Here is a 20,505-nt window from a genome sequence, read left to right as displayed (position 1 = left end):
TTTTAACAAGCAGTGCAGTTAATCTATTATTCACAGATTGAATGAATCGAGAATTCGTGCCTCCTCTCCCTATCGATCAAACAAATGAAATTTTCGTCTTTCATCAACATAATAGCACATTTTTGGAAAATAAATCTATATATTCGATCCGTTTTTTGACTATTTATTACAAAAATCTTCATTTAACCATCTAAATTGATTGCATACCTTGGTTCTCAACAATATCAACAAAATAGCATTGATCTTTCTACTTTCCAAGTATCTTAAAAGAGCTCGTTCAACCACTTTACGAATTTCTCTTTCTCCTCAAACTGTGGGTAATGCGCCGATTCGTTGAATACTATGAAGTCTTTGATCGGTGCATCCAATACATCAAAATAATCACGTGCTGCATTCGCAGTGGTCATATAATCATATTTACCCATCACAAAATAAGTAGGAATCTCCAGATGATCAACAATCTCCGGTAAATTTTGATCTAATGCTTCCCTCACCAAGATGTCTTGTAAACCGAATACTCCTGAGTAAAAGCGGGTCATATCCAGCCCATTGTATTCGGGATTAAGAAGAAAACCTGAGATATAATCTCTATTCTCATTGATGAGTCTGGCTGCACCACCATACTTTTGCACAAGAATTCTAGGTGTCAGTCCCGTTCCTTGCTCAATCGAGTCTCGAACCAGTTCCAGTTTTTGAACGTCCTCTGCGTTGCCAGCCTGGTTCGCTTGTTCTAACGTGTACGCCAAGCTTTCCAGTTCGCTGTGAAACGTATTAGCCATCTGTCCAATGCCTATATAAGCTTGAAACTGATCAGGTGCCTTAGCTGCAGCTTTCATCCCGATGTATGTACCAAATGAATGACCGATTAATATAACCTTCTCTTGATTTAACTCCTTAGATACATAACCACTTAAAGCTATCAAATCATCTACTAATACATCTGTTGTCAGATTCGAGTAATCCTCAAAAAAGTGATAGGACTTCCCACTCCCGCGTTGATCGTAATGCACCACCGTAAAGTGTTGCTCCAGTTCTTTCTGATATTTTCTTACGTAAGGGATCTCCGAGCATCCCGGCCCCCCATGCACAAAAATCAGGATAGGGTTAGTCCGATCAACACCCCTAATCATGACTTCGTGTCCTTCGCCGTTAATTTCGACCTGCTCTAACATGCTGATGCTGTTCTCACCTTTAATTTGGGGTGTCCATGTAGGAAATATCAAAGCTACGAAAATCATTAAAATAATACTAAATATGCTGTACTTGAGTGTTTTACGTATTTTTTGGCGCATGTAATGCTCCTTCATTGATAAGTTTCATATGTTTCGTATGTAATTCTAACAACAGTTCCTTTATCGTAACGGATACAGCAATTCAACGGGTTCTTTCATCAGTTCTTCTTGGAAGATGTAATTGTGATCGGCCCCTATGATACAGAGGATTCGTTTCCCTGGATGAGCTTCAATTGTATTTTTGACTCTTTGAACCATAATCTGATTACGGATCATCCAGCGAAAGTTCTGTGCCTTCGCATTCACCTGATACAACCATTCATATTTTTGTCTGGTTACGCGATCGAACTCCTTTGAATTAAAAGGAATCTCGCCAAACTGATACGTCTCCATTTGCTCCGCAAACCAATGATCATCCTGTTGTTCAAGTTCCTGGCGTTCCTCGCCCGAATAACCGTTAAATGGATCAAAAGCATTCCACACATCCAACTCAAACCAATCAATAGGGACAAATGGGATGTTTTGCTCCTCACACAAAGGGAATACCAAATCCCAATACTCACTGGCCGGTTCTCCCCAGTATCCTCTATCATGCTTGTCCTTCATATACCTCAACCAACTCTGTGGATGAACTTCACCACAAATAAGATCTGGCTTAAACTCAGTTATCACATCCTTGTAAAGGGAAAGCGAACAATGATATCGCTCCCTGAGTTCTGGATTATGAATGGTGCCAAGTATGCCAACCGTTGTCATGTGCCCAGCTCCTTTATCATGTGTATATCTTTCGGCTCTTTGTCATAAAGTTCTTGATCAATCTCACCAGTAATCTGGCTGCCCTGGCTTCTGTAAAAGGATACTGCCGATCTCGTCTCTGTGGAGGAGATATACAGATACTGTGCGCCGCGTTTCTTAGCCTCTTCACCTAATTGGTTTAGAATACGTTTTCCAATGCCTTGCCTTCTGTACCCGCGTGAGACATACATCAAGTCAACTTGTAATTGATTTTGTTCTCTTCCTCTAAGTTGATGTGCCAACACTCCAAATCCAATTAATTGATCGTCAGCAAACGCGCCATAGGCCATGCCACCCTGTTCCAATTCGAAGACGTATCGATTTTGAATCTCCTCCAAAAGCTTTTGATTCCAGTTGGAGCACTCATGATTTTGTTCAAGCTCAACCAATCGGTTCTCTCTCATTTCATAGATGAGATCAATATGTTCCGAGCGATCTATTGCCCGCAGCTGATTCACATCATCCAGGGTCAACGTTCTGTACGTTATCATGATCGTAGCCATCTCTCCTTTAGTTTCAAAACAGTGTTCCTCCAAGTTAAATCAGCTTATTTTAATTACAGGTAACTCATTTAAATGATTTATTTCGATGGTGTATTTCTGAAGCTCATACTTCTCAAGTCCATCCCATCTATCCATAAAATGATAAAACATATCTCCGAAGTTCATGCCTTCAGGTAATACATCCACCATCTTTATTTCATCAATTTCCGAATCTGGTAAGCTACCGAGCAATATAACCTCAGCATAAGAGACCATACCAAAGCTCCTATTCCATTCATATACGCCATAAGGTGTCAATTCAAAATGCACTGCACCTGTCTCTTCATAGAGTTCTCGACTCGCCGTATGTAAAATGTTTTCCCCAATTTCTTTGTTGCCTCCTGGGATCTCCCAACCTCCTCTTTTTCTATTTTTTATAATAATGAATTGATGGTTATATTTAGCGATTATCACTGCAAATTTGATTAACGCTGGATCAAGTTCATCTAAATCAAACCATTGACTCATGGTATCCCTCCATTCTCTCGTGTAACGGGTTGAATGTTTATATCTCTCACTGTATCTCCTCTTTCAGTAATCCTCGATTACCTGTAACATTTTTTCCACTCACATTCAGAGTCACTTTCAAATGATGTTCGATCAACTGTATCACTTGTTTTTTATTCTTCGTGATTGTTGCAGTCTTACGGTTTTCGTTAATTGTACATATAACTTCTTCTATATTATATTGATGGTTCCATTTTACAATCATCTTGCCTAAGTTCTTAAATGATTGCTTGTAATTCCACGGCTGCAAGCCCATTCTGGATAATACAAACCTCTTGATAATCCGATAATCTCTAACGAAAACGTTTGGGGCTAATACAAAAATCAAATCCGCTTCCTGGATGGACTTTAATGTCCAATCTTTGCACTGTGCTCCTTCTATGATCCAAGCCTCTGAACTGACAATAGATTGGACGGATTCATCCCTCACAGTTTCAGGATATCTCAGATTTTCGGCACTTCTGTCCCAGATGAGATTGTCTAATTCATAGCAAGGAATACCGTATTGATCCGACAACTCTTTGGCTAATGTTGATTTCCCACTACCACAAGATCCGATAATTCGAATTCTCATACATAATCTTTCTTCAACAATGCATAAATGACAGTATCGACAAATCGATTTTTCCAACAATAGTTTTCTTTCAATATGCCTTCTTCACTGAAACCAATTTTCTCAAGCAACTTCCTTGATCCCTCGTTCTCTGGCTCTACAAAGGCTTCAATCCGGTTTAATTCAAGGGTGTTAAATCCATATTCAACAATCTTCTGAGCGACCTCGGTCATGTAACCCTGCTGCCAGAACTCCGGTGCTAACTCATATCCCATCGCAGCTTTATAATGTTGTTTCATCCAACCATGAAATCCACATGTTCCAATAATTCTGTTGTCTGACTTCAGAGCAATTCCCCAACGGATGACCTGACCATTTACGAATCGTTCATTCCATCTTTGTATGAGTTCTTCTGCTTGTTTCATATTCGTAAAACTTTCTACATCGTAGAACTTTGTAACTTCATCTGAAGAAAAAATTTGAAATATGTCTTGGGAATCACTCTGTTTAATCTCTCTTAACAGCAATCTTTTGGTTTCTAATTCAGGAAATGGAGTCATAATCCATTCACCTCAAACGAGTACACTGCTACATTTTTCCCAATGATGTCTACGTCCTTCTCGTGTTTCATGCCATTCTTTTGCGCGACTTTCATAGAACCCACATTGCCATGTTGAATTAAAGATATTAATCGTCTCTGATTCAAGTGTTCCAAGCCATATTTTTTCCATGCGTTTGCTTGTTCATATCCGTAACCCATTCCCCAGTATTGCTCTATAACCCAGTAACCAACTTCAAGCTCATCGGTGCCTTCAATGATTTGAGGAATCAGTCCAGACGTTCCAATGAACTTGTTATCCTCCTTATTAAATGCGAGGAACAGCCCCTTATCTTCTTTATTCCAGTTGATGAACTTTTCCAGGCTTTGCATGGTTTCTTCCTTCGTCCAGGGTCCTCCATGTCTTATAAATCTCATCATATTCGGCTCACGTGTCATCTCGAAAAGTAAATCAAAATCATTTTTGGTATATTTCCGAAATATAAGTCGTTCTGTCTCTATCATACTTTCATCTCCTTCTTCTTATATTTCACTTCAAAATTGTTTGTTCGCGATCAACTGTCGATGTGAAAAATGCTTGCCTAATTTCTTCTCGAAATACTTCTTTATAACGATGTCTTCCGATCTGATTAAAACGCGCTTGAACTCGCTTTACGTGTTCTGTATCTGATTTTATCTTCTTCTCAATCTCCTTCGTATTGTTCAAGGGTATCGTATTCCCACATCGCAAAAATTTCACTGGTTTCATCATCGATTGGCGTGTGCCATCTCCCAATCAGTCTTGATCCGTATTTCAACTGTGATGGCAGCAAAATATCATTAAATAGAGCATTAAACTCTTCTACAAAAGAAGTCGCAATAACATAGGTTTTTCTCCTATATATCATCATCTGTACCTCCTTATACGTAATGAAAGGCAAGATTTATCCTAATATCATCGCGTATTTCTCAGATATGCAATTTGGTCATCCCATTAGTAATCAGACAAGGTGAAGTCCACCTTCATAAGATGTAATCGCATTCATAAACATTCAAATATCATGAGGAGAAAGACTAGAGTATGTTTTCAAACTCAGGTGATTTTCTAAGGAACACAGGACGTCTTATTCGGCCTTCAAGTCCTCTTCTTAAATTATAAGGAACCTGAGACATCTTATTTCCCATAATCATCTGACAAAAACGCTACAAAAGACTATTTTCCCCCATATAGCGTGTCTCAGACTCCTTATATTTCGGAGAGCGTCCCAAATCCGCAAATAAGACGTGTCAGGTTCGTAAGATTTATCACCAGACCGATAGACTATGACTTCTCATATTCAGTTTTTAAGATACTCATGCAAACACTATCCCAGTACTTCCCCTTTTTATATATCTTCTTTCTGTATCTTCCTTCTTCTTTAAAGCCACATTTTAAATAACATTTGTAAGCAATCTCATTATACTCGTACACTTCAAGTTCTAATCTGTTTAAATTTAGCTCTTCGAAGACAAACTTCTGTAGTACACGGATTGCTTCACTCCCATAACCTTTACCTAAAAATTCTTTTCTACCTATTACAATTGCTAAAGATGCAAAGCGGTTCTTCCAATCTATTTTGTATAGATCAATTTGACCTATATAATCCAATGAATCTTTTAATCCGATAATAAAACTTTTATTTGAAGACTTGCCTTCAACCATTGACTTAAAAAAGGAATCCGTCTCATAACTCGAATGAGGATACAAAAAATTATCTGATAATGTCCCTGTGATTTCTGAATCGTTGACCCATTGTTTGATGTAATTCAAGTCAGAATCCTGGTATTCTCTTAACACAATTCTTTCTCCATAAATACGAGACACTTTAATCTCCCCCCCAATCAATGCTTATACCTAACTATTATTAGCTAGTCAGCGCTCGTGCATTTACATCACCCGATATTTCTCATTATTTATAATTTCACTTACGATTTCAGGTAATTGATCTTCTGTAAAATGATGAGTATACAGTTTGTTATCGGCTCTCACATTCCGATGATTTTCAAACTCTTCCAGCAGAAGCACACTTCTTTCTTTCATTTGATGTTCTTCTGCCCTTAGACAGTCTCTATGAATAATGGTTTGACGATCCACCATTAATACAACATAGATTACGCGAACATGATAGTCTGCCAATTCTGTCATTAATCCTTCAATGTCATCCGGAAAAGACACATAGTCCAAAACGATATCGTATTTATAATCCAATAAGTTTTTCACTAGACTAGATATATTTTTCCAGGTTAAGTCGTTTGTATCCTTATCAAGCCAGGGTTTACCTCGCCCTTTAACCGGAAGGTGGCTAACTGCATCTCCAGAGATGTATGCACTTTTATCTAATGTCTGAACCAGCAGCTTGCAAGTTGTAGATTTCCCCACTCCTGGGGGTCCAGATACAATATATAGGTTGTTACTCATTTCATATTCTCCTTACAATATCTTTTGGTAACTTCCAATATCCAGTTTTCTATCAAATTTATATCCGATCTCTTTGAACAGAGCACATTGTTCATAACCATTTCTCTCGAATAATGATTTACTTCTCGTATTCTCCATGCAAATCGTTGCAATTAGGGTATGGAATCCTTGTTCTTTTGCAACCTTCTCAATAAAACGAAGTGCTTGTTTGCCCAAGCCTTTTCCCAAAATATCGGGCTTCAAATATATAGTGACTTCTCCGCAGATGTCATAGGCCTGTTTACTCTTATATTGGGTGATCAGAACATAGCCCATCATTTGATTATCTTCAAATATTACGTAAGTTTTATACCGCGTATCCTTGTTCATCACAGAGGATTTAATCTGATCAAGATCTAACTCCTCCGTATGAAACGAAATCGTTGTATTCCTTACATAATAGTTATAAATCACTCTAATTTCAGGAAGGTGCTGCTCGGTTACCTCTTCAAAAGTCACTGTTGTCAATTACCATCCATCCCCTGCTGTTCATTATACATATATTCCCATATAACTTCTGCTTTTATTTTAGGACCTGCTTCAATATAAGTTCAATAATTTCACTGGTTTCCAGATGATCGGTAACAATGTGGGTTTGAAATTGTTCATTCTTGAACGCTTCAACACACTTTGGTGCTTGTTGATACTGCCAGCCGCCAAATTTATCTCCGCGTTTAGCCAAACGATGATAAATCGTCTCTTCTGTAGCCGTTAGGCAAAAATGATGGATGTCCTGATCGATCTCTCTCATCCCGTTATAGATGTAATCGAAGTTTTCCTCTTTATAGATGGTCATGGGGATGATTAAGTGTTTGTTGTATTTCTGCTTTACTTCTTTAGCCGTCTTTACGGTTAGAATTTTCCATAGTTCGATATCTTGAAAATCGTCCGTCCGTTCCCTTTCCTCTCTACAACTCTCTGGAAGAAGTTTTCTCAACATGTAACCTATTTCTTCCGGATCGTAGATCATGCTGTTGGCAATTAAAGGCTGAAGAGCTTCTGCTGCAGAAGTTTTCCCTGAACCAAACGCTCCATTAATCATAATGATCATTGGATCAATTCACTCCTATTTCATAAATGGTTTCAATACACACCAGATTCTACCTATCGGCAATTTCATCCATTATAAATGTTTTCCCTCCACTGTGGTGTTACAAAATATCCAAAAACATGATGAAATCCCATTGGGTCGACCCAACGGGATTTCATGATCGTGCTTTTTCATTCAACCTTGAGCTTGTTAATGTATTTCCAAGTAATCGATGTATATATCCCATGTTCCGTCATCGGCTGTTACAACCAACTCAATGACCTGATTTCCCGTCCCATGGCTGATATTATTCAGGGTATAGACCGCTGGTGCGTTCCCGCCAAAGTAAAACGTTCCCTTCGTCTGTCCACCAATCTTCAGATCAACTCTAGCCATGTTGGCATTGTTTGAAGCTCCACGAAGTGAAAAATTGTGAGTACCCGTTGCAAAATACTGCGTGTATTTAACCAGATCATTATTAGCGTAAAGGACCACGCCATTGAAAGGAGAACTGATATTGCCGGTGTATTGCCCACCTTTGGTCATATTCTCAGCTTCCACTTTTGTTCCGTTACTTGGCGGATTCGTAGTGCTACTATCAGGTGCGACTGCCCGACCAGTAGTTGGTGAGATCATGCCGGAGCAAAGGCCACGATTCTTCAGATTTTGTGCAATCTGCGGAATCGCCTGAAGTGTCGTCTGGTACTGATCATGCATTAGAATGACGTCACCACTTTTCATCGTGTTCACAGCCGCTACGATCTGGGCTGCGCTGGCACCATTCCAGTCTTGGGAATCTACGTTCCACAGCACTTCAGTCAGGCCATTTTGGCTCACAACGGATTTCAAGGTTGCATTGGTCGCACCATAAGGAGGTCTGAACAGTTTAGGTGAACTTCCGGTAATGGACTGGATCGTCTGCTGTGTCCGTGTAATCTCTGAAGACATCTGAGCGCTGCTTAATGTCGTCATATTCGGATGAGTGTAGGAATGATTGCCAATCCACATGCCAGCTGCCACCTGAGCAGCAACCAGCGATTGATTGTTTTGCGCATTTTGTCCAACATTGAACATCGTTGCCCGTAAACCCGCCTGCTTCAACGCGTTAAGCATGTTTGTTGTATTCCCGGATGGACCATCATCAAACGTAAGACCTACATAACCATTTGGACAACTTGCATCTGCAGCACGAACATCGGGCACCGCCGGAATAGAAAACAAGGTACCGAAAACTGCGAGTGACATTACCACCTTTGCCAGCTTTACTTTAAACATCAAATTACCTCCTCATATTATATTTACAGCATAATACCTTCTACACTCCCTCTCTTTATCGGACTTCCACCTCTCAAAAAAGCGCTTTCAAATATATGTAGTTCTCTGCGTACTTTCTCTCAGATAAGCACTTTTTGTTCAAGGTGAATTCAGTATAAACGATACCTGTATTTAAAGTAAATTGAATTTTATCCAAAATGTTCTATTTTTTCACAATCGCTAGAATCGCCTGTTGTACATCTCCCTACTGGCACTCTCCTGTGTAAAAATGTCCTCCGGGGGCGCCATACGCTTCGGAAGTGTTCGTCCTGCAATAATTTCTTTTGTAGCCTGCATAAGCTGAGGGCCAAGCAGTGGATTACATTCCACCACAGCGTTGATCTTCCCACTCGCCAGAATTTCAAGTGCTTTGCGGGAGCCGTCCACCGAGACAATGATGATGTCCTCTCCCGGCTTCAGCCCGGCTTCTTCTATCGCTTGAATGGCGCCAAAAGCCATTTCATCATTATGGGCAAAAAGAACCTGTGGCCTTTCTTCTTCCGGAACCTGAAGGAAATCTTTCATCACTTGTTTACCATTATCCTCCGTAAAATCAGCAGGAGCACTTTGTGTGAAAATGACATCTGCTCTGGTGTCCAAAATGCTTCTAAATCCCTCCCCACGCTGAATGGATGGCGTAGAACCACTCGTGCCTTGCAGTTCGGCAATTCGTATCGAACCCGGATGATTTCGCATCCGATCCTGAATGTACTTCCCTGCCTTCACACCTTCCTCATAAAAGTCCGATCCAATCGTTGTCACAAAAAGTGAAGTGTCTTTCACATCAACTGATCGGTCTACGATGATCACCGGTATGCCTGCATCCTTGGCCTCCTGAAGGATACCATCCCAGCCCGATTCCACGACTGGTGCAATGGCAATGACATCCACCTTTTGCCTGATAAACGACCGAACAGCCTCGAACTGTTTCGTCTGAGACTGTTCTGCATTTTTTATCACAAGAGAGATTCCTGATTCTGCCGCAGCATTTCGAATAGACGTCGAGTTTGCCAGCCGCCAGGCACTCTCTCTGCCGAGTTGTGAAAAACCCAAGACAATCGGTTTCGTAGAGGTATCCGTCGCCACTGCTGATTCCATCCATTCCTCAACGGACGGGAGAGTTTCCAGGTTGTTAGACGAGATAGGAGGAGGCACAGATTCAGACTCCTGTGTTGTGCAACCGACAAGCAGTAGCAGCAGTATGAACAAGCACAACCCGTTCACATATCTTCTCACTCATGCTCCCCCCCATCCCCATGTTAGAATTTCATTCGATCAACTTAATGCAGTGATTTCGAGGATACACGCCGCCCGCTAAGAAGTCGTTGGAACAGAATAAAGACAAACAGCATCAGGCCAATCACAATCTTGGTCCACCATGAGCTGAGCGTACCTTCGAAGCTAATTATAGTTTGGATAGCCCCTTGGATCAATACGCCAATAAAGGTTCCCGCCACATATCCCACACCACCTGTTAGCAGCGTGCCTCCGATCACAACAGCCGCGATGGTATCGAGTTCAAGACCCATGGCGTGTAATCCATAACCGGATAACATATAAAAGGTAAAGACGACACCAGCAAGCGCGGAGCACAAACCGCTGAACGTGTACACCAGGATTTTGGTACGTGCAACCGGCAGTCCCATGAGCAGTGCGGATTGTTCGCTTCCGCCAATGGCGTAAACGTTGCGCCCGAACCGGGTATAATGTGCCAGGTAAATCGCGAGCAGTAGAATGACCAGTGCAATAATCACATTAATGGAGACAAAACTCCCCCCGGGCAGTGAAATTTTCGACTGTGCAACCTGGGTGTAGAATGGATTCGTAATCGTAATCGTATCGAGACTGATGACATAACACAGCCCTCGTGCCAAAAACATGCCGGCCAGCGTCACGATGAAGGGCTGAATTTTAAAATAGTGGATGATCGCCCCCATGACTGTACCAAACAACGCGCCCATGACAAGTACCATCGGTATAACGATGGCAGGTGACCAACCCTGTTTCTCGACCAGACTTGCGCTAATGATGGTTGTCAACGCAATGACAGAGCCAACCGACAGGTCGATCCCTCCCGATACAATCACAAAAGTCATGCCAATCGCCGTGATAATTAGAAAGGCGTTATCAATGAGAAGATTAAACAGGACCTGTGTGGAAAAGAACCCCGTATACCGGAAAGAGCCTATGGCAAACATCACGGCCAGCAAGCCGAAGGTGACAAAGACCGGGAGATACTTACGATTAAGAAACATGGCGGTTAACCCCCTGTTCGGCTGGAAACTTCCGTTTTTTCCAACGGATCATCATGGAATTGCGGAATGAATCGGATTGAATTAAACATACGGCAAGTACAACAAAGGCTTTGACAACCAGTGTAACTTCTGGCGGTACACCAATCATATAGATCGTTGTTGTTAAGGTTTGGATAATAAGCGCTCCAACAACGGTACCCATTAGATAGAAACGTCCGCCATTGAGTGAAGTCCCACCGATGACGACAGCAAGAATAGCATCGAGTTCATACCACAGACCTGCGTTGTTTCCATCCGCACTTGATACATTCGAGCTGAGAATAAGCCCGGCAATGCCGGCACACAGCCCACAGAAGACATATACCGTGAGAATAACCGTTCTGGAACGAATACCTGCCAGTCGGCTCGCACTCGCGTTACTTCCGACCGATTCGATAAACAGTCCCAGTGCCGTTTTCCTCGTCAACAGAGAGGCAATAAGCAGGACAGTCAATACGATGAAGATGGAAAAAGGTAATGCTGCTAACGAACCGGCCCCGATATAGGCGTAGTTCGCGTTGGATACTGTAATAATCTGTCCACTCGTAATCAGTTGCGCAATCCCACGTCCAGCTACCATCAGAATAAGCGTCGCAATAATGGGCTGGATTCGGGCAACCGAAACAAGCGCCCCGTTCCATATGCCCAAGATCAGGGAAAGACCTATAGATAATCCAAGGGCACCCAATACAAGCCCGAAGGAACTCTGATCTACTCCTCTGCTGATGCTCATACAAGCCACGGCACCGGAGATCGCTACAATGGAACCCACGGACAGATCGATACCTCCGGTCGCAATGACCAGCGTCATGCCGATCGATACCAGAATTAAAGGCGCTCCAAAATTGAGAATATCAATTAAGCTGCCATATAGATTTCCTTCACGCATAACCAGGGAGAAGAAATCCGGAGAGTACAGCAAATTAAAGATTAATAGTAAACCAAGCATACATAACGGCCAAAACAAATGATGTTTACGCATCTTGCCCGCCATCCCTTCACCCTCCTGCCATTGCTTTCATAATTTGCTGTTGGTGGATCTGATCCCCGCTGAGTTCTTTCACTTTTTTGCGGTCCCGAAGTACGGCAATCCGCTGGCTGACACGAATCACTTCTTCCAGCTCGGACGAAATGAACAGCACGGCCATGCCCTGCTTTGACAAAGAAAGTACCAGTTTCTGAATTTCGGTCTTTGCACCAATATCAATGCCACGCGTAGGTTCATCGAGTATCAACAGATCGGGGTTCATCAGCAGCCACCGTGCAAGCAACACCTTTTGCTGATTACCGCCGCTCAGATTTTTAATTAAATGCTCCGGGTTTTTCGGATGGATATTTAACAGGTTGATGTACTTTTCGGCGATTTCATCCTGCTTCTTGCGTGAGATCGGTTTGGACCAGCCACGTGTCGCCTGTAAAGCCAGAATAATGTTCTCCCGGATGGTCAGATCATCAATTATGCCTTCGGTTTTACGATTCTCGGAGCAAAAAGCAATATTTTGATCAATCGCATGACGCGGCGACTTGACCGTACTTCCTGTATCCACAACAAGCAGCTTGCCTTCTTCCGAACGATCTGCACCAAAGATTAGGCGAGCGATCTCGGTACGACCAGACCCCAATAACCCAGCCAAGCCCACGACTTCTCCCTTGCGAATATCCAGATCAAACGGCTCAATCGCGCCTTTGCGTCCAAGTCCTTTGGCGGTAATTAACAGTTCTCCCGACTTGGTCTCGACAGCATCCGTTTCCTTCGGAAGCTCCTCTAACACTTCAAGCTCTTTGCCGATCATCTTGAGCACCAGTTCCATGCGTGGAAGTTCTGCAGCTATGTACTCTCCTTCCAATTCCCCGTTACGGAGCACCGTTAGACGATCCGACATCTCGTAGACCTGATCAAGAAAATGAGTAACAAAAAGAATGGCGAGACCTTCGCTTTTTAATTTGTGCATAATTCGAAACAGTTGCTGAACCTCGTTTTTGTCCAGACTGGATGTGGGTTCATCCAGGATGAGCACTTTGGCCGAGATGCTGAGTGCTCTTGCAATCGCAATCAGTTGTTGAATCGCGACCGAGTAGTTCTGTAAAGGAGCCTTCACGTCGATGGACAGATGTAATCTGTCTCGCAGCAGGTTCTCCGCATCTTTGTTCATTTGCTTCCAATTGATTTTGCCAAACCGCATCGGTTCCCGCCCGATATAAATATTCTCAGCGACCGTTAAGTTCGGACAGAGATTGACCTCTTGGTAAACGGTACTGATTCCCGCCTTTTGCGCTTCAAGCGGACCGGAGATCAAAAGATCACGGTTATCCATCGTTACCGTTCCTTCGTCAATGGAATAAACGCCAGTCAGAACTTTAATCAGCGTCGATTTCCCCGCTCCGTTCTCACCCATCAAGGCATGAATCTCGCCTGGAAACAAGCGAAAGCTGACACTGGATAGCGCTTTAACCCCGGGAAATTGTTTGGTGATACCTGTCATTTGCAAAATGGGGGCTTGCTCGGCCATATAACCCTCTCCTTTGTTATGGGAAAAAGTCATTTAGCGACAGCCTGGTCGAAAAATGACTTTTCGGTGTTATACGAATCAGCTTTTAATATTCGCGTGTGGGCAATGCTTCTTTGGCTTGTTCCGATGTGAACGTTGTCTCGTCCGTTACGATTCGGGCTTCGATGTCTTTTCCGTCCACTACCGCTTGCACCGCTTCCATTAATTGAGGTCCTAACAACGGATTACATTCAACGATAAAGTTGATTTTGCCATCAGCAGCAGCCTGCATTCCATCCTTCACGGCATCAACAGAGATAATGGTGATATCTACGCCTGGTTTTAGTCCTGCCGCTTCAATGGCCTGAATTGCACCAAGTGCCATATCATCATTATGTGCATAGAGAACATCTATTTTTTTATGTGCTTTGAGGAAAGCTTGCATGACTTCTTTACCTTTGGCACGTGTAAAGTCACCCGATTGTGAAGCAATCACTTTAAGCTTCGAATTGGAAGCAATCAATTCCATAAAGCCCTCTTGACGGTCATTTGCTGGTGCGGAGCCCGTTGTGCCCTGCAGCTCCACGATATTGATCTCATCTTGTGTGTCCTTGTATTGGTCACTAAGCCACTGACCTGCTTTGCGTCCTTCTTCTACAAAGTCGGAGCCAATAAAGGTTTTGTAAAGGGTTTTATCCGGGGAATCCACAGCACGGTCCGTCAAAATCACGGGAATGCCTGCATCCTTTGCTTCTTTCAATACGGTATCCCAACCGGATTCCACTACAGGGGAAAAGGCAATTACCGTCACCTTCTGCTGGATGAAGGATCGCAGAGCTTTAATCTGATTTTCCTGCTTCTGCTGCGCATCGGAGAATTTCAAATCATAACCTGCTTCTTTGGCTGAATCCTGAATCGACTTGGTATTTGCCGAACGCCAGCCACTCTCTGCCCCAACTTGCGAAAAACCGAGCGTAATGGTTTTGGCGCTGGCAGGTGCACTGCCTTCCCCGCTCGTTGAAGTTGCATTATCGGAGCCTGCTCCTCCATTCGTACTGTTACATGCCGTACTGACCAGCATCACCATAGCCAATGTTATGGCAAGCCCCCACTTTTTTTTGGTTCGCATGTTGTGATCCTCCCTTTTTCATTTCACCTTGAGGTGTGACCACATTATAAAACGCTTTCATTCCCAGCTTATATGGAGTCTCATGCTTTTTTATTGTAATCATTTGGCAATTTCAAAAACGGAGATTTAAAACGTGTAATTTCTTTGTTTAATTGTGTAGTATTTAGCGAATCTCTTATATATTAAAAAATCATGTTATACTAGTGGTACATTTATGATCCCTTCAGATGGAGTGGAATACGTTGAAACTCATTCAGTGGATTACTTCAAGCCTCAGGCTTAAATTGCTCAGCATGTTTATCATCCTCAGTTCAGTGCCACTGATCGTGGTTGGATTAATTTCTTACCACAAATCCTATACGGTCGTATCGAATCATAACAAGGCCTCGACACAACTGGTCGCTGACCAGCTTGCCAGAAACATCGACATCTTGTTTGAGGATACGGAACGGCTGCTCGAACTGGGCAAGAACCCGCAAGTGCTTCAATACCTGTACTCTCAATCGGAGTCCTACCCGGAAGCCAAATCCATCCTACAGACCTACAATCTTTATCGGGAAACCTACAAGTATGACAAGGTACTTAATATCTCCTTCGTGAATTTTTATGGAAAAGGCATAAGTGAACGAAAAGGCGTCTTCAAGCTCGAACGGAATCCGCTGCGTAACCCGTACTTCAAGTATCTGATCCAGTATCCGGATGCCATTCTGCGCATCCCTCATTCTGCAGCCTATGCCGAATATAACAGGCTGGATGGTTTTGCTTACCCTAAACAGAATGCGCTTTCAATTATAACCACGGTTAAAGAGCGAATTACGCATGAGGTCATCGGGTTTATCGTAATTGATTTGAATGATTCGTTCATTGATGATTTTTTGACGAGTACTCCCATTAAGGATTCCGGTTTTTTCTACATTAGTGATCAACACGGAAATACACTCTTCAAGCCAGATGCCAACCCGGCATCCATAACCATGATGGATCAGATCCGATCGGTCCCTTTACATCTACAGCACGACAGCTTTATCCTGTCTGCAGGATCCAAGCCCCAGTTTGTTGTATACAGCACCTCCAAACAGACCGGATGGAAAATGATCGGGGTAGCTCCTTATCAGGAAATCATTGCAGAGGCCAATAGCATTCGCCAATTAATTATCATCACGGTTTTATTAAGCGCCTTCTTTGCGATATCGTTATATTTTTTCCTGAATAATCGACTAATTCTTCCCATCCAGATTCTGATGAACAAGATGCGTAAAGCTGCAAACGGTTACTTGGAAGCCAAAGTCACACCACACGGCTCGGACGAAATTGCTGATCTGGGCAAAAGTTTCAATGTGATGCTGGATAAGCTCAAAATGTTAATCGAAAAGAGCATTCGAGAGAATGAACAGGTGAAAATAGCTGAACTACGAACGCTGCAAGCTCAGATCAACCCTCACTTCCTCTATAACACGTTGGAATCCATTCTATGGATGGCTGAAGCAGAGAAAAAAGAAAATGTAATCAAGCTTGTGCAGGCCCTCTCGAAATTCTTTCGTTTGAGTCTGAACAAAGGATTCGACTGGGTGTCCATTCAAACCGAGCTTGAGCATGCGCGCAGTTACCTGGTCATTCAACAGATGAGGTACCACGATATTCTTACTTACGAGATCAGCGTGGATCGTGAGCTTCAGGATTATCCCATTTTGAAAATGACCTTGCAGCCCTTGATTGAAAACGCGCTCTACCATGGCATCAAGAACAAACGCGGTCAGGGACTGATATCCATCCACGGATATAGTGAGGACCATAGCATCATCCTCACTGTACAAGACAACGGAATCGGCATGTCTGCAGATCGATTGGCACAATTACGTGAAGAGTTGGAGAAGCCAGCAGGTTCCCGTTCACCCCAAGATGACGATCAGGAAGGCGGATTCGGTCTGCTCAATGTACATCACCGGATTCGGCTCTATTTTGGACCATCTTATGGTGTTGAAATGGAAAGTACGTATATGGAAGGAAGCACATTTATGATTCGTATCCCCAAAAGCAAGGAGGTTAACCGATGAAAAAAGTGATGATCGTCGATGACGAAATTGGAATTCGGGAGAATATACGCAGCTGCATTGATTGGGAAAAGGAAGGTTTTCACTATTGCGGGGATGCACCTGACGGTGAGCTTGCTTTACCTTTAATTCAAGAATGGGCTCCGGATATTCTGATTACCGATATCAAAATGCCATTTATGAACGGATTGGAGCTGACCTCCATCGTTCGCACTCAACACCCTGATATCAAAATCATTATCATGAGCGGTCATGATGAATTCAGCTATGCCCAGGAGGCCATCCGGCTTGGTGTGACCGAGTACTGTCTGAAGCCCATTAGCGCAGCAGACCTGATCCAAATGCTTCATAAGGTCAGCAAACAAATGGATGAAGAACATCAACGTATCACAAGCCGGACAATCACCAAAGAAAAACTGCTGGCCGATCTGTGCGGAGGACTCATCGGGACAACTGATGCGATTGAATCAGCCAAACAACTCTCAGTTCCTCTCTCAGCCAGGTATTATACCATTGTGATTATCGATGTTCGACTAACCGATCATTCCCCGGACCCGGAATCCCTGATGAAGGAGCTTCTTCCTATACTGGAGGAAACTCGTGATCCCCACGTAGAACTTCTTCCTTATATTCGAAGCCGGACGGAGCTTGTGCTTTTGCTCAAATATAACTCCGATGACAGCATAAACGTATATCTGGAGCAGCTTCGCGGGCGGGTTCGTACGGAACTTGAGCATACGTTCAAATGTAATCTGATTCTGGGCATTGGCAGTCAACAGGAGCGTCTGCAAGGAATTCATGTTTCGTATCTGGAAGCGGAGGAGGATAAGTATATTACCCGGCTCACCCTTCAGAACAAAGCTTCTCTACGTGAAATCAACCTGGGTGAGCATACAACTCTTTTTCTCGACAGGAATTCGTTTCTTGAATTTCTCAAAATCGGCAGCCCCAATCTGCGTGACCCTTTTGTGCAAGAGTTTGCCGCTCCATTACAGTCCTTCGACTGGAAGTCTTCATCGTATGGCTTCTACCTGTTGAATGATCTTACGCTGGAGTCCTTTCGGCTCGCAAATCAGCTGTTCCGCATGAGTGACCATTCGGATGAGAACATAACTTCCCTGCAGCAGACAATCCGAAAGATTACGTGCTGGGCGGATTGCACCCAATATCTGTGTTCCCTGCTTAACCTGTTATGGGAGAGAAGAGCAGCGTGCTCTGGAAAATACAGTGATGTCATTGATCAGGTGAAAGCCTATGTATCCCGTGAATACAATAACGAACAGGTCTCGTTGAAGATGATTTCTGCACACGTCAGAATCAGTCCAAGTCATCTAAGCAAGATTTTCAGTCAGGAAACCGGTCACACGATAACGGAGTATCTAACCCAGATTCGAATCGGTAAAGCCAAGGAGTTGCTGAAAACGACAAGCAATAAAACCTTTGAGATTGCTTACAAAGTTGGTTACAACGATTCTCACTATTTTTCCAATATATTTAAGAAGACAACAGGTTTTACGCCCAGAGAATACCGAACTCAAGGAACCGAAGAATCGCAGGCCAGACCATCAGATATGAGAAAAGAGCCCATGTATGAATAAAGCCAGATTTGCACTTTTACTTACACTAATACTGCTGTTCCCGATGATCCTTTCATCCGGTTCGGCACACATTCGTCCACAGCCAATGGCTGCAACACTTCCAGCAACTTCACCCGTAGAGAAATCTGTAGCGAGCAAAACTTTCGGAATTATATATCCAATGACGTATCCAACGTATGAGATGATCACAACGGATGCAACGGAGTATGCAGGTACACACAATATCAAGTTAATCGTAAACGCACCTGATGAAGCCAATACCGAACAGCAGATTCGTATCATGGAGAATATGATCAAACAGCATGTGGACGGCATAGCTATATCTCCTGTGGATGCTGCTGCACTTACCCCCGTTATTAATGCAGCCCAAGCTGCGGGTATTCCTGTCATTACATTTGAATCAGATGTCCCATCCAGTCATCGAATCGCTTATGTGGGTGCCGATAACTATCGCACTGGTCAACAGTTTGCGATGACGACTACGCGACTTTTGCATAATCAAGGCATGATTCTTGTCGAGAATGGCTTGGAGGAGATGCAAGGTTTGCAGCAGCGGCTTAATGGATTCATTGACTACATCCGCAGTAAAACAGACATCGAAATCTTGGAGGTTCGTTATCATCAAGGGAATGAAGATCAAGCCATGTCCGATATGGAGAACATGATTCAAGCTCACCCTCACTTCAATGCGATTATCGGGCTTGATTTTGTATCCGTCTCTGCCTCTACCCTGATCTGGAAAGCAAAAGGCCTTAACCGGCATTTGATCGCGTTCGGTGACAGCCCGACCAGTGAAAATGGGTTGCTCAACGGTCAATTGTCTGCCGTTATTTCACAAAATGAAGGAGTCTGGGGTGCCAAAATGATGGAGACCCTGTTACTCGCTAGCGACGGTGTGCCTGTGAAGAAATTTATTGATACGGGGATCATTGAAATAAATCAGGAAGGAAGTCATTAAGGGATGTCCCCCTGTCATTCTGATGACAGGAGGACATCCCCATTTAAATTTCGTACACGTCGTTATTACATCCGTTCATCGAAGTGTTTCTCAAGAAAGATGACCTTTTTTCCGAGAGTTGTTCAGATCTACCCTTTACGGTTAAGCTTCATGATGAGCCTATCTAGGATAAACCCCGCTCCTCCCCAAAAAATCAAATGGAACAGGCATATCAATGGCCTGAACAAAAAAGTCGTCTCTGGATTGGTATTTATTTTGGTCAACCAGTTATTCAGGAACAGATTTATAGGATTTGTTAGAAAAATCAGAATATTCTTATCATCGTTTCCTGATAGATTAATGAAACATACGGTTAGCGAAAAAATGACAAACCAAAAAGTCAGCTTTTTCAGTACGTTCAGCATGACGAGTGGGTAAACCTCCTCTCAAGTATATGATCCCTTTTGAGAAGCTATTTTTTCCATTCGTTTTCTAATATGCTCATCTCGATAAGATTCCAGAAGGTATCCTCATATCTTCTCGCATCACGAATAAGTCCTTCTTGTACAAAGCCCGCTTTTTCATAACATCGGATGGCTGAGACATTAAAATCAAATACGCCCAGACTGATCCGGTGTAACTTCTCCTCTTCAAATCCAATTCGAAGTGCCTCATCGATCATTTGCTTCCCATAGCCTTTACCCTGATATGACTTGCCAAGAAGCACCTTACCGATACGCCCTGAACGATTATATCGATCGATACCGCCAAGAGCAATATGACCCACAATCTCCTGAGTCGAATCATCCAGCACTTTATAAATGAACTTATTCGAAGTGTTCTTATCATTCGCACCCTGCAAATAATCAGATAGCTGTTCTCTGGAAAGTGGATATTGGAACTGAGGGCCGGCCCACTGGAGCAGAAATGCTTCATCTCCACTCCATTCGATTAGTTGATCAAAATCCTCCGGTTCAAAGTATTGAAATGTAATCATGT

The 20,505-nt window shown here is 43.0% G+C and carries 21 protein-coding genes and 1 pseudogene; 3 read left to right on the top strand and 19 right to left on the bottom strand.

Annotation, left to right across the window (positions count from 1 at the left end; genetic code table 11):
- Nucleotides 1-263 precede the first annotated feature (263 nt).
- From ABTV53_RS11430 to ABTV53_RS11345, 18 genes and pseudogenes are all read right to left on the bottom strand, one after another.
- Nucleotides 264-1,292, bottom strand: coding sequence for an alpha/beta fold hydrolase (locus ABTV53_RS11430; RefSeq protein ID WP_433753005.1), 1,029 nt, complete (start codon nucleotides 1,290-1,292; stop codon nucleotides 264-266).
- 60 nt (nucleotides 1,293-1,352) lie between these two features.
- A complete protein-coding gene (locus tag ABTV53_RS11425; RefSeq protein ID WP_433753003.1) occupies nucleotides 1,353-1,838 on the bottom strand; it encodes a hypothetical protein in 486 nt (161 codons plus the stop codon).
- A gap of 146 nt (nucleotides 1,839-1,984) precedes the next feature.
- Nucleotides 1,985-2,518: a GNAT family N-acetyltransferase gene (locus ABTV53_RS11420; RefSeq protein WP_433753001.1), complete on the bottom strand. Its 534-nt coding sequence runs from the start codon at nucleotides 2,516-2,518 to the stop codon at nucleotides 1,985-1,987.
- A gap of 51 nt (nucleotides 2,519-2,569) precedes the next feature.
- Nucleotides 2,570-3,037, bottom strand: coding sequence for an NUDIX domain-containing protein (locus tag ABTV53_RS11415; RefSeq protein WP_433752999.1), 468 nt, complete (start codon nucleotides 3,035-3,037; stop codon nucleotides 2,570-2,572).
- Nucleotides 3,038-3,083: 46 nt separating this feature from the next.
- Entirely contained in the window at nucleotides 3,084-3,650 is a 567-nt protein-coding gene (locus tag ABTV53_RS11410; RefSeq protein WP_433752997.1) for a hypothetical protein, read from the bottom strand.
- A complete protein-coding gene (locus ABTV53_RS11405; RefSeq protein WP_433752995.1) occupies nucleotides 3,647-4,189 on the bottom strand; it encodes a GNAT family N-acetyltransferase in 543 nt (180 codons plus the stop codon). Before ABTV53_RS11405 ends, ABTV53_RS11410 begins: the two co-directional genes overlap by 4 nt.
- Complete coding sequence (locus ABTV53_RS11400; protein WP_433752993.1) at nucleotides 4,186-4,692, bottom strand: GNAT family N-acetyltransferase; 507 nt, start codon at nucleotides 4,690-4,692, stop codon at nucleotides 4,186-4,188. Before ABTV53_RS11400 ends, ABTV53_RS11405 begins: the two co-directional genes overlap by 4 nt.
- Nucleotides 4,693-4,717: 25 nt before the next feature.
- Nucleotides 4,718-5,075 (bottom strand): annotated as a pseudogene (locus ABTV53_RS11395) (NIPSNAP family protein).
- Nucleotides 5,076-5,488: 413 nt separating this feature from the next.
- Complete coding sequence (locus ABTV53_RS11390; protein ID WP_421888792.1) at nucleotides 5,489-6,031, bottom strand: GNAT family N-acetyltransferase; 543 nt, start codon at nucleotides 6,029-6,031, stop codon at nucleotides 5,489-5,491.
- Nucleotides 6,032-6,094: 63 nt separating this feature from the next.
- Nucleotides 6,095-6,625 carry an AAA family ATPase gene (locus ABTV53_RS11385; RefSeq protein WP_433752991.1) on the bottom strand — a complete coding sequence of 177 codons (531 nt, stop codon included), beginning with the start codon at nucleotides 6,623-6,625 and terminating at the stop codon, nucleotides 6,095-6,097.
- A gap of 12 nt (nucleotides 6,626-6,637) precedes the next feature.
- Nucleotides 6,638-7,123: an N-acetyltransferase family protein gene (locus ABTV53_RS11380; protein WP_433754159.1), complete on the bottom strand. Its 486-nt coding sequence runs from the start codon at nucleotides 7,121-7,123 to the stop codon at nucleotides 6,638-6,640.
- A 64-nt stretch (nucleotides 7,124-7,187) separates the two neighbouring features.
- Nucleotides 7,188-7,715, bottom strand: coding sequence for an AAA family ATPase (locus tag ABTV53_RS11375; RefSeq protein WP_421888790.1), 528 nt, complete (start codon nucleotides 7,713-7,715; stop codon nucleotides 7,188-7,190).
- Nucleotides 7,716-7,904: 189 nt separating this feature from the next.
- Entirely contained in the window at nucleotides 7,905-8,969 is a 1,065-nt protein-coding gene (locus ABTV53_RS11370) for a polysaccharide deacetylase family protein (RefSeq protein WP_433752989.1), read from the bottom strand.
- A gap of 219 nt (nucleotides 8,970-9,188) precedes the next feature.
- On the bottom strand, nucleotides 9,189-10,244 hold the full coding sequence (locus tag ABTV53_RS11365; protein WP_433752988.1) for an ABC transporter substrate-binding protein: 1,056 nt from the start codon (nucleotides 10,242-10,244) through the stop codon (nucleotides 9,189-9,191).
- Between the two features lie 44 nt (nucleotides 10,245-10,288).
- Nucleotides 10,289-11,263, bottom strand: a complete 975-nt coding sequence (gene yjfF, locus ABTV53_RS11360; protein WP_421888787.1) for a galactofuranose ABC transporter, permease protein YjfF — start codon at nucleotides 11,261-11,263, stop codon at nucleotides 10,289-10,291.
- Nucleotides 11,253-12,296 (bottom strand): ABC transporter permease, encoded by a 1,044-nt coding sequence (locus tag ABTV53_RS11355; protein WP_421888786.1) that lies wholly within the window; start codon nucleotides 12,294-12,296, stop codon nucleotides 11,253-11,255. Before ABTV53_RS11355 ends, yjfF begins: the two co-directional genes overlap by 11 nt.
- A 4-nt stretch (nucleotides 12,297-12,300) precedes the next feature.
- Complete coding sequence (locus ABTV53_RS11350) at nucleotides 12,301-13,812, bottom strand: sugar ABC transporter ATP-binding protein (protein ID WP_433752986.1); 1,512 nt, start codon at nucleotides 13,810-13,812, stop codon at nucleotides 12,301-12,303.
- Between the two features lie 85 nt (nucleotides 13,813-13,897).
- Complete coding sequence (locus ABTV53_RS11345) at nucleotides 13,898-14,920, bottom strand: ABC transporter substrate-binding protein (protein WP_421888784.1); 1,023 nt, start codon at nucleotides 14,918-14,920, stop codon at nucleotides 13,898-13,900.
- A gap of 242 nt (nucleotides 14,921-15,162) precedes the next feature.
- On the opposite strand from ABTV53_RS11345, the gene ABTV53_RS11340 reads away from it, so the two are divergent.
- The 3 genes from ABTV53_RS11340 to ABTV53_RS11330 are packed head-to-tail and all read left to right on the top strand — an operon-like array spanning nucleotide 15,163 to nucleotide 19,527.
- The gene (locus tag ABTV53_RS11340) at nucleotides 15,163-16,974 is read left to right on the top strand and encodes a cache domain-containing sensor histidine kinase (protein ID WP_433752983.1); all 1,812 of its coding nucleotides are present in this window, start codon (nucleotides 15,163-15,165) and stop codon (nucleotides 16,972-16,974) included.
- Nucleotides 16,971-18,569, top strand: coding sequence for a response regulator (locus ABTV53_RS11335; protein WP_433752982.1), 1,599 nt, complete (start codon nucleotides 16,971-16,973; stop codon nucleotides 18,567-18,569). Before ABTV53_RS11340 ends, ABTV53_RS11335 begins: the two co-directional genes overlap by 4 nt.
- Nucleotides 18,562-19,527, top strand: a complete 966-nt coding sequence (locus ABTV53_RS11330; RefSeq protein WP_433752980.1) for a sugar ABC transporter substrate-binding protein — start codon at nucleotides 18,562-18,564, stop codon at nucleotides 19,525-19,527. Before ABTV53_RS11335 ends, ABTV53_RS11330 begins: the two co-directional genes overlap by 8 nt.
- A gap of 451 nt (nucleotides 19,528-19,978) precedes the next feature.
- Here ABTV53_RS11330 and ABTV53_RS11325 read toward each other — a convergent pair whose 3' ends face one another.
- Complete coding sequence (locus ABTV53_RS11325; protein ID WP_433752979.1) at nucleotides 19,979-20,503, bottom strand: GNAT family N-acetyltransferase; 525 nt, start codon at nucleotides 20,501-20,503, stop codon at nucleotides 19,979-19,981.
- Nucleotides 20,504-20,505 lie beyond the last annotated feature (2 nt).

This window comes from Paenibacillus amylolyticus, assembly GCF_050990605.1.
Taxonomy (GTDB): domain Bacteria; phylum Bacillota; class Bacilli; order Paenibacillales; family Paenibacillaceae; genus Paenibacillus; species Paenibacillus amylolyticus_H.
This window is presented reverse-complemented; position numbering and strand designations above follow the sequence as displayed.

What these genes read in the sequence shown, in the direction of transcription:
- ABTV53_RS11430 (WP_433753005.1), bottom strand. Translation starts at nt 1,292, where the DNA reads ATGCGCCAAAAAATACGTAAAACACTCAAGTACAGCATATTTAGTATT.
- ABTV53_RS11425 (WP_433753003.1), bottom strand. Translation starts at nt 1,838, where the DNA reads ATGAAGGACAAGCATGATAGAGGATACTGGGGAGAACCGGCCAGTGAG.
- ABTV53_RS11420 (WP_433753001.1), bottom strand. Translation starts at nt 2,518, where the DNA reads ATGATAACGTACAGAACGTTGACCCTGGATGATGTGAATCAGCTGCGG.
- ABTV53_RS11415 (WP_433752999.1), bottom strand. Translation starts at nt 3,037, where the DNA reads ATGAGTCAATGGTTTGATTTAGATGAACTTGATCCAGCGTTAATCAAA.
- ABTV53_RS11410 (WP_433752997.1), bottom strand. Translation starts at nt 3,650, where the DNA reads ATGAGAATTCGAATTATCGGATCTTGTGGTAGTGGGAAATCAACATTA.
- ABTV53_RS11405 (WP_433752995.1), bottom strand. Translation starts at nt 4,189, where the DNA reads ATGACTCCATTTCCTGAATTAGAAACCAAAAGATTGCTGTTAAGAGAG.
- ABTV53_RS11400 (WP_433752993.1), bottom strand. Translation starts at nt 4,692, where the DNA reads ATGATAGAGACAGAACGACTTATATTTCGGAAATATACCAAAAATGAT.
- ABTV53_RS11385 (WP_433752991.1), bottom strand. Translation starts at nt 6,625, where the DNA reads ATGAGTAACAACCTATATATTGTATCTGGACCCCCAGGAGTGGGGAAA.
- ABTV53_RS11375 (WP_421888790.1), bottom strand. Translation starts at nt 7,715, where the DNA reads ATGATCATTATGATTAATGGAGCGTTTGGTTCAGGGAAAACTTCTGCA.
- ABTV53_RS11370 (WP_433752989.1), bottom strand. Translation starts at nt 8,969, where the DNA reads ATGTTTAAAGTAAAGCTGGCAAAGGTGGTAATGTCACTCGCAGTTTTC.
- yjfF (WP_421888787.1), bottom strand. Translation starts at nt 11,263, where the DNA reads ATGTTTCTTAATCGTAAGTATCTCCCGGTCTTTGTCACCTTCGGCTTG.
- ABTV53_RS11355 (WP_421888786.1), bottom strand. Translation starts at nt 12,296, where the DNA reads ATGGCGGGCAAGATGCGTAAACATCATTTGTTTTGGCCGTTATGTATG.
- ABTV53_RS11350 (WP_433752986.1), bottom strand. Translation starts at nt 13,812, where the DNA reads ATGGCCGAGCAAGCCCCCATTTTGCAAATGACAGGTATCACCAAACAA.
- ABTV53_RS11345 (WP_421888784.1), bottom strand. Translation starts at nt 14,920, where the DNA reads ATGCGAACCAAAAAAAAGTGGGGGCTTGCCATAACATTGGCTATGGTG.
- ABTV53_RS11335 (WP_433752982.1), top strand. Translation starts at nt 16,971, where the DNA reads ATGAAAAAAGTGATGATCGTCGATGACGAAATTGGAATTCGGGAGAAT.
- ABTV53_RS11330 (WP_433752980.1), top strand. Translation starts at nt 18,562, where the DNA reads ATGAATAAAGCCAGATTTGCACTTTTACTTACACTAATACTGCTGTTC.
- ABTV53_RS11325 (WP_433752979.1), bottom strand. Translation starts at nt 20,503, where the DNA reads ATGATTACATTTCAATACTTTGAACCGGAGGATTTTGATCAACTAATC.